The 6,860-nt window shown below is 50.8% G+C and carries 10 protein-coding genes; 1 reads left to right on the forward strand and 9 read right to left on the reverse strand.

The annotated features are described in order from the left end of the window. Window position 1: 1 nt before the first annotated feature. The 9 genes from D5270_RS10310 to D5270_RS10350 form a co-directional block, all read right to left on the reverse strand. A complete protein-coding gene (locus D5270_RS10310; protein WP_166544030.1) occupies window positions 2-976 on the reverse strand; it encodes a phage head morphogenesis protein in 975 nt (324 codons plus the stop codon). Then, window positions 973-2,517, reverse strand: a complete 1,545-nt coding sequence (locus D5270_RS10315; RefSeq protein ID WP_166544031.1) for a phage portal protein — start codon at window positions 2,515-2,517, stop codon at window positions 973-975. The genes D5270_RS10310 and D5270_RS10315 overlap by 4 nt, the downstream gene beginning before the upstream one ends. 65 nt (window positions 2,518-2,582) lie before the next feature. Next, the gene (locus D5270_RS10320) at window positions 2,583-3,950 is read right to left on the reverse strand and encodes a PBSX family phage terminase large subunit (protein WP_166544032.1); all 1,368 of its coding nucleotides are present in this window, start codon (window positions 3,948-3,950) and stop codon (window positions 2,583-2,585) included. A gap of 3 nt (window positions 3,951-3,953) precedes the next feature. Continuing rightward, complete coding sequence (locus D5270_RS10325; RefSeq protein WP_166544033.1) at window positions 3,954-4,361, reverse strand: helix-turn-helix domain-containing protein; 408 nt, start codon at window positions 4,359-4,361, stop codon at window positions 3,954-3,956. Window positions 4,362-4,518: 157 nt separating this feature from the next. Beyond that, a complete protein-coding gene (locus tag D5270_RS10330; RefSeq protein ID WP_166544034.1) occupies window positions 4,519-4,794 on the reverse strand; it encodes a hypothetical protein in 276 nt (91 codons plus the stop codon). Between the two features lie 382 nt (window positions 4,795-5,176). Further along, complete coding sequence (locus D5270_RS10335) at window positions 5,177-5,449, reverse strand: hypothetical protein (protein ID WP_166544042.1); 273 nt, start codon at window positions 5,447-5,449, stop codon at window positions 5,177-5,179. Continuing rightward, the gene (locus D5270_RS10340) at window positions 5,449-5,727 is read right to left on the reverse strand and encodes a hypothetical protein (protein ID WP_166544035.1); all 279 of its coding nucleotides are present in this window, start codon (window positions 5,725-5,727) and stop codon (window positions 5,449-5,451) included. The genes D5270_RS10335 and D5270_RS10340 overlap by 1 nt, the downstream gene beginning before the upstream one ends. After that, window positions 5,706-6,095 (reverse strand): YopX family protein, encoded by a 390-nt coding sequence (locus D5270_RS10345; RefSeq protein ID WP_166544036.1) that lies wholly within the window; start codon window positions 6,093-6,095, stop codon window positions 5,706-5,708. The genes D5270_RS10340 and D5270_RS10345 overlap by 22 nt, the downstream gene beginning before the upstream one ends. Window positions 6,096-6,145: 50 nt before the next feature. Then, window positions 6,146-6,550 carry a RusA family crossover junction endodeoxyribonuclease gene (locus D5270_RS10350; RefSeq protein ID WP_166544037.1) on the reverse strand — a complete coding sequence of 135 codons (405 nt, stop codon included), beginning with the start codon at window positions 6,548-6,550 and terminating at the stop codon, window positions 6,146-6,148. Between the two features lie 33 nt (window positions 6,551-6,583). Between D5270_RS10350 and D5270_RS10355 the strand changes: the two genes are divergently transcribed. Then, window positions 6,584-6,860, forward strand: a 277-nt coding sequence (locus tag D5270_RS10355; protein ID WP_207709354.1) for a hypothetical protein, incomplete at its 3' end; no start/stop codon positions are given.

A 6,860-nucleotide genomic window follows, 5' to 3' on the forward strand; every position in this document is an offset into this window, starting at 1 on the left:
ATTACGCCGCCTTCCATTCTTCCCATTGCCGATATGTCATATTGGGTATTATTTTTTCCCTTGCACGCCGCACAAGAGCAAGAGGAACACTTACCACAACCGCTATCATAGTGCACCTGCAGTTATATATCTCATGCCCCGGACCGTTGGGGTCTCCCGGGTACATAAGCTCGTATCCGCCCACATTAAATGGCTTGTCTTCATCCACCGTCTGTCCATCCGCGTCAGCATGGTTGTGTCTGGTGCGGTTGTCTAGGGTCGACATCCACTGTTTTTGGAGCTTAATACCCATTTCCACTGCAGTCCTATAGCTCTCCTGCCGTCCCGCATTCTGTGCCCCGGTAACCGCCGTCCGAGCCGCCCGGATAGCGCTGTTCCGATTCCTAATGGGTATATTCTTCTGCAGCCGGTCGGCAAGCTGCTTTATGCTCTCCCCTTGCAGAATACCGCTTGTAATCTGCTCGGATATTTTGCGCTTGCCCCAGGCAAGGTCTATGCCGCGCTTTACGGCCTGCTTTGGCGGGTAATAGGGCATAAGGTCGGGCTGTTCCACTATCAGGCGCTTTACCGTCTGTTCGTCCCAAAGGTCAAAGCCCACGTCTGCCCCCACCTGCTGCTCAATGGTATAGGCGGCATAGTTGCGGTTAATGGTGTAAATTCCCGGCGTCCTGTCGTTTATGTACGCTGCAGCAACCTCGTTAGCCTTAGTCATCCGCTCGGCTATTCGGTCCCGAAGGTCCTCAAACCTCTCCCCTCTCCCCAGCTGGGCCAGCCTCCAAAACTTATACTCCTGCTCGCTCAGTATGCCGTCCCTGACCCGCTGGAGCTGCTTTTTGTCCCGCTCCTCAAGCCTTGCAAAGTATTCGTCAATCTTCTCCTGGAGCTCTCTTGCAGCCTTCCTGTATTCTGTGGCTATGCGCTGGGAGAGAGCAGCAAGCTCCTTATCTGTTAGCCGGTGTGCGTAATCCGGCTTCATTCTTCACCCCTTATAATCGCCAGCGCTTCCTCCCGAGTCACCCCGATGGAAGTTGTCAGAATCCGTACAGCCTGTCCCTCAGAAATATCTCCGCTCTTAAGGCCCTTTATCACTGTAATGAGGCTGGAGGTCTGAGAGCCGTTCAGCGTCTTGCCGACCTCTTCCTCCGCTGCCAGCAAAGCGTCCTCCACGTTCGGGACCTCTTCCTGCGTGGCATCCTGGTTATTGTTTCCATTCTCGTCCTCCTCTCCGTTAAACCTATCTATCTCCTCTGCGTCCAGTTCCTTTAGAATCTGCTCGGCCTGGTCCGTGTCCCCCAGGATAGTCAGCAGTTTCCGGGTTATATACTCCTTGGTAACATATCCTGCCATCATGAGGACAGTTTGCACTTCTTCCTGTTTATTCACTATTTGATTTCGTGTATATACCGGCTCGTCGTCAATCCCTGCAAGCTCAAGTATGCCGTTGATAAAGGCTGTAACCTGCCGCTCAAGCTTATCGCACTTTAAATCAAGGGGCACATAGCTAGCTTTTATGGCCGTAGCCGTCTGGTTGCCTGCAGAAACCGCCGAACTGTCGAAGGCCTGGAAATCCTCATAAAGCTTGCGGTTCAGCATGTCTATTGTGGCGCTGGTGCCCTCAAATGGGGCTTCTATACTATGGGGCTCCGCTGAGGCTCCTTCCTCACCGTCAGCCCGGGCCACATGGAGGGTCTTTACATGCTCAATAAACTTCACCTCGTCCATATCGTCCATCCCGCCGCAGTTTGTGAGCACCCAGTAAATTAGATTGCCCTCGTCCACATTGTTCACCATATTGGAGCAGCAGAGGTCCAGGGCATCTACAGTATTCCTTCTGCCCCTAAGTTCCGACATAGCGCGGCGGTTGTTCCTCAGGGGTACAATCGGGAAGTCCGGATAGTTTTCCCCGGTATAGATAGCCATTTTGCCAATCTCTGATTTATTAGTGTGAACGATATACGGTCTCTTTTCATTGAGTACAGCCATATCCTCAGCGGGCCGCTTTATGTACTCTGTGTAGCCGTCAAGTTCATAAAGGGTACAGCGCATAGGCTTGGTATCATCTATCTGCCAGAAGCGCACCCCAGCTGACAATGCACCGTTCTCCTCATCCTCCAATGGCACAAATTCCGTGAGCTCAAACACGTCAATATGGTCCAGATTCCAAAAGCCGAAGGCCTCTCCACCCACAAGGGCGTACTCCGCCGCAAGGCTGATTTGATTGTCAAAGGTAGCTGTCTTTTTCCCAAGCTTCTTCTTTGTGGCGCTTTTCCCGAAGCTTACGCCGTTGCCAAGGAGATAGTTTACCTCCTGGTCCACCACAAACTGAAAAAACTGACTCTTAATCTTGTGATTTGCCGTAAACATATCTCTATGGGCCCGGCCCTGAAGGTCGTATATTATCTTCTCATACCGTGAAATGGTGGGATTCTCGCCCTCATAGTACAGTTGAGCGTCCCTTGCTAAAAGGTACTTCTTGGAGCTTTTATGCTGTCTTATGGCCTGCAGTATAAAGTCCATTCTTTCCTTTTCATCTTGTCCGCAGGCCAATAAATCCTGATAGGTCTTTATAGCAGGTCACCTCCTTATTTTAGAAAAAGCGGCTGGTATGTCCTTCGGTCCCCTTCTACAAGCTGGCTTATCCATGGCTCAAGGCAGTATTCAAAAGCATCCAAGCTGTCTATATCACTTGTGCCATTGTCCAAACGCACATCTTTCACGCTTTTAGGGTCATATACGGCTTTCTGAAATGCGTCTATCATGTGCTCACACTTACGGGCCACCACCAGCCTTTTCTCTGCCATAAGCAGGTTCGTTAGCTTTATGCGGTCGTTTATTGCCAGCTTTTTGGCGTTCATCACTCTGGTCTGAAGTTTATTTCGAGTTGCGGTGTTGGCAAGCCCCCGGATAAGCACCGATTCTTCATTATCGGCCCGGGTCTGAGAAGCTCCGTAGGTTTCCTGCACTCTCTGTACAAACCGAGAAAACTGCCGGTTTAACTTGTCCGGGTCTAGCTCCATGCTGTCTATATGTTCTTCATCCAGGACCGCCACAATCCAGTCCCTGGTGATGCCGACAGCTTTAAAGGCAGTGTATGACGAAGTGCCACCAAAGTCCACCCCAAGCATTATCTTATAAAAGAGCTTATGGTTTTCCTTGGCCCATCGTATCGGGTCATCTATCAGGAAATCCTCTGTATGCTCAGCAAAGTCCGGATATACCAGACCCTCTGCAACACAGCGCTCCCCCAGAATGTCCCGCTTGTACCATATACTGCTGGGGTTGTATTGGGCCTTTATCTCTTCTCTGCGGTCTTCGGAAATCGACAGGTTGTCATCAATGGTAAAGTGCTCATAGAGATATCCGTCAAGGCCGGTCTCTCTATAGTGGTCGATATAGTCCTGGTATATTCGATGGTGCGGGTTGCATGGGTTCAAATCCCATAGCACCAGCGGGTCTAGCGCAGCGGCCTGACGGCCAAAGGCAACCTTTATGAAGCTCTCCCGGCTGTCATCACTGTCAAAGTGCTCGTTAATTTCCGTAGCAAGCCACAGTCCATAAGAGTTGCCCAGTATGCGCTTGTAGCTGTCAGCCTTTCCGCCTCCGGCAAAGACCACCACCTTCTCACCTGTCTGGGTATAAAGGAACAGCGCCTCATTGTCCCGATACTTGCCCCACTTGCACCTGCCCCGGAACAGAGCCTCCAGGCCAAAGCCGTTGCAGACACCGACATTTAGCTTAGCATTGCCGATTGTGGAGCCGCTGGCAAGATGTATCTTATCCTGGCACCGTTCAAGGTGGGCGGCGGCAATAATGCAGTGGTCTATGGTCTTGCCGGAGCGTATCGCGCCCTCTGCCACGCAGATACGGCTTTCCAGGGCTCTGCAGATGTACCGCCTATGCTTGGCTGAGAAATCAGCCCAAGGAATTTTTTGAGTTTTGCACAGTGCCATTTCTCACTCCTTCAGCTTTTCCGCCAGCAGGGTCAAATCCTCCACCTCTGTCAGCTGCTTGTCCTGCCGCTCAAACGTCTCAGTCCACTTGTCTATGAGTGTACCGAGTGCTGTGGTAATCTGTGCTGGAGATGCCTCTTTCAGCTTTTCTTCATCGTTGAGCACATCCAGCCCCTTGCCCAATATCTCGCACACGACATTGCGCTTGCTTTCCATGTAGGCGAGAATATCTTCAGTATTCTGCTCTTTTTTCTGTTCACACTTTTTCACAAAGTCCGAACTTTTGAGCACGACATTCTTCACGGTAGTAGCTGAAACACCGTGGATTTTTGAAACAGCGTTATAGCTGCCAAGCTGCACGTAATCAGCAATTATTTTCTTTTTCTGCTTATCCGTCAGCCTTGCAGCCATCTATCGCCACCTCTCATACACTTAATTGGAGCCAATAAAAAACGCCCCCACCAGCAAAGCCAGTGGGGGCATAATGGAGGAAAAACCTTATACTCCAAAGCTGTTTTTCTGGCCTTAAGGCCAGTATAGCAGGACAAAACGGACAAAGCGGACGTTTTCAAAATTTTTTGAAAATTCTTTCATATTCTTTTCTTACAGCGTCTGCTGACTTTTGACTTTCAATTTCCCGCCGAATTATATCCCATCGCGTGCCATGCTTCATGACCGCCAGCACAAGCCTCCTCTTTACCCACGGCAAGCTTTCTGCGAAGGCTTCAATCTGCGTTTTCTGCTGCTGAAGCTTCTCCCGCCGCTTTGGGAAACTATTTTTTTGTTCCAAGTCCTTCAGCTCCCCACAGATACAGGGGTATTTTTCCAGCAGGTCTTTAGTCATACACTCACTTCACTTTCGCTTATTCCAAGAATTTATTGCATCTAAAGCACCATTTTTCTCTACAACAATCTCTCCTGAGCTCGCATGATAAATTAAATCTTCATACAATTTTGTTTCGCAACATTTAGCTTTGCACTTAACTTTCCACTGGTCCAGGATGTAGGAGCCCGAAGAAAGCGAATTTTTTAAGAATTGACGCGCTTTTATCAACTCTGCCCCGCCTCCACAGAATGGAAAGGTTTTTTATTGTCTCATCTATTACTGTCATTATAAATTCACCTCTTATTTTGCTGCCATACCACTACACAGACTATCCCAATAAAGGCAAGTGCCTCAAACAGCAGCGTCGCGCCGACTCCGGCCCAAAACGGATTAATAATCACTATACCACCTCCAATCTCTTCATAAGCCGTTGAAGCTTAAACTCTAAGAACTTTTTAGATTGCTCATGCACATCAAATAGAATTTTCATCTGCTCAAGCATGATTTCTACGTCAGCGATTTCCTCAGCAATGCAAGTGCTATTTTCCTTGCCCCTGTAGTTTTTGCACAGTTCCTTTTGCAGTTCCGACATTTCCTCCATTACCATCATGATTTGAGATTCCACACCGTAGTTTTCAATAGCCTTTTTACAAACCTCCATCATATCCACCATCACAAAAGTGCACCTCCATCCTGCTTTTCAGCCCTCCTGCGCATCTCCCGGGCCATATTCAAATACGCTTCCCTGGTATCCAAACCCATTATCTCCTCTGGTGAAAACCCTGTATTTTCGTACTCCCTTAGCCTCTCATACCTCAATGCATCTTTGCACCGCAGGGAAAGGTCTTTATGCCTTCTGGCATGGTCCAGCCTCTTGCAGCTTGCGTGCTGCCCGCATTCATCCCGGCAGTAATCGCCGGATTTTTGGGTCAGGCGGGCGGTGGTGTCCATTTTGGCACCTCCTCTAAAAACCCGGGATTGTCGTATATATTGCCGACAACCTCATACTCGTGATATTCTGTCATCTCCTGGCAGTCGTCAGAGAATATCGCTGCTGTCCTCAGGAACCTGGCGGTTTTTTGATACCAAAACACTCTACCATAGTCAAGACAGACGCAATGAAATGCTTCCTCCAGCCCCTTTAAGCGTTCTCTAACAATATCCCCCTCGAAAATCTTCACGCCGTTCTTGTCGGTCAGGCCGGTGTACTGGCCTATGGTATCCGTGTCGACCTTATTTTTATTCAGACCCTCGGGGCTCCACTCCACCCATTTTCCCGTTGCTGCCTGCTTCCCACGGAACAAAATCTTGCGGTCCATCTTCTGCCTCCTCTCTGCTAATAGAATTTATCACAGGCCTGCCGCGTTTTTTATCTTCCATCTATCTGCTCCAATTCTTCAATCTTCACATATATCCCCGCTCTATCGCTCCAAAGCTTCTCCACATGCTCCACCGCCACCAGCGCGTCGTCCTTCCAGAATCCCACCTGCGTCATGACATCCTTCAGCAACTTCTGCAGGTTGTCCGTGTCGGGACGGGTTATCTTGTACCCAGGCCTGCGCCTGCCCCGGGGAAACTGCCACCGTACAGTGAGCCGTATCCCAAAGCCATACGGCTCCTTGGGGCGGTACGGCCTTAGCTTCAGCGCCAGCAGTTCCCGGGCTACTTTAAGCCTCTTTGGCTCATAAAACCTGGGCCTGCCGTCTATAATGGCCACCTTCTTCTGTTGATGGGTCACAGTGGGCGGCGTCATGTCCAGAAAGAATTCTCTCATTCTGTCAGCAGAAGCCGGAGGATTGCGGCTTGCTTGGCTCTAGCGGCGTCCCAGGCGGCGTCCTTGGCGGCGTCACTGGCGGCGTCACTGGCGGCCCAGGCGGCGTCACTGGCGGCCCAGGCGGCGTCCCAGGCGGCGTCCTTGGCGGCGTCACTGGCGGCGTCACTGGCGGCCCAGGCGGCGGCCCAGGCGGCGTCACTGGCGGCTCTGGCGGCTCTGGCGGCCCAAGCGGCGTCACTGGCGGCGGCTAACTCAGCACCAGAGATTTCCCCTTTCAGCCATCTCCGCTTAGCCGCTATCGCCGCCACGC

The sequence above is a fragment of the Acutalibacter sp. 1XD8-36 genome, assembly GCF_009917525.1.
Taxonomy (GTDB): Bacteria; Bacillota; Clostridia; order Oscillospirales; family Acutalibacteraceae; genus Acutalibacter.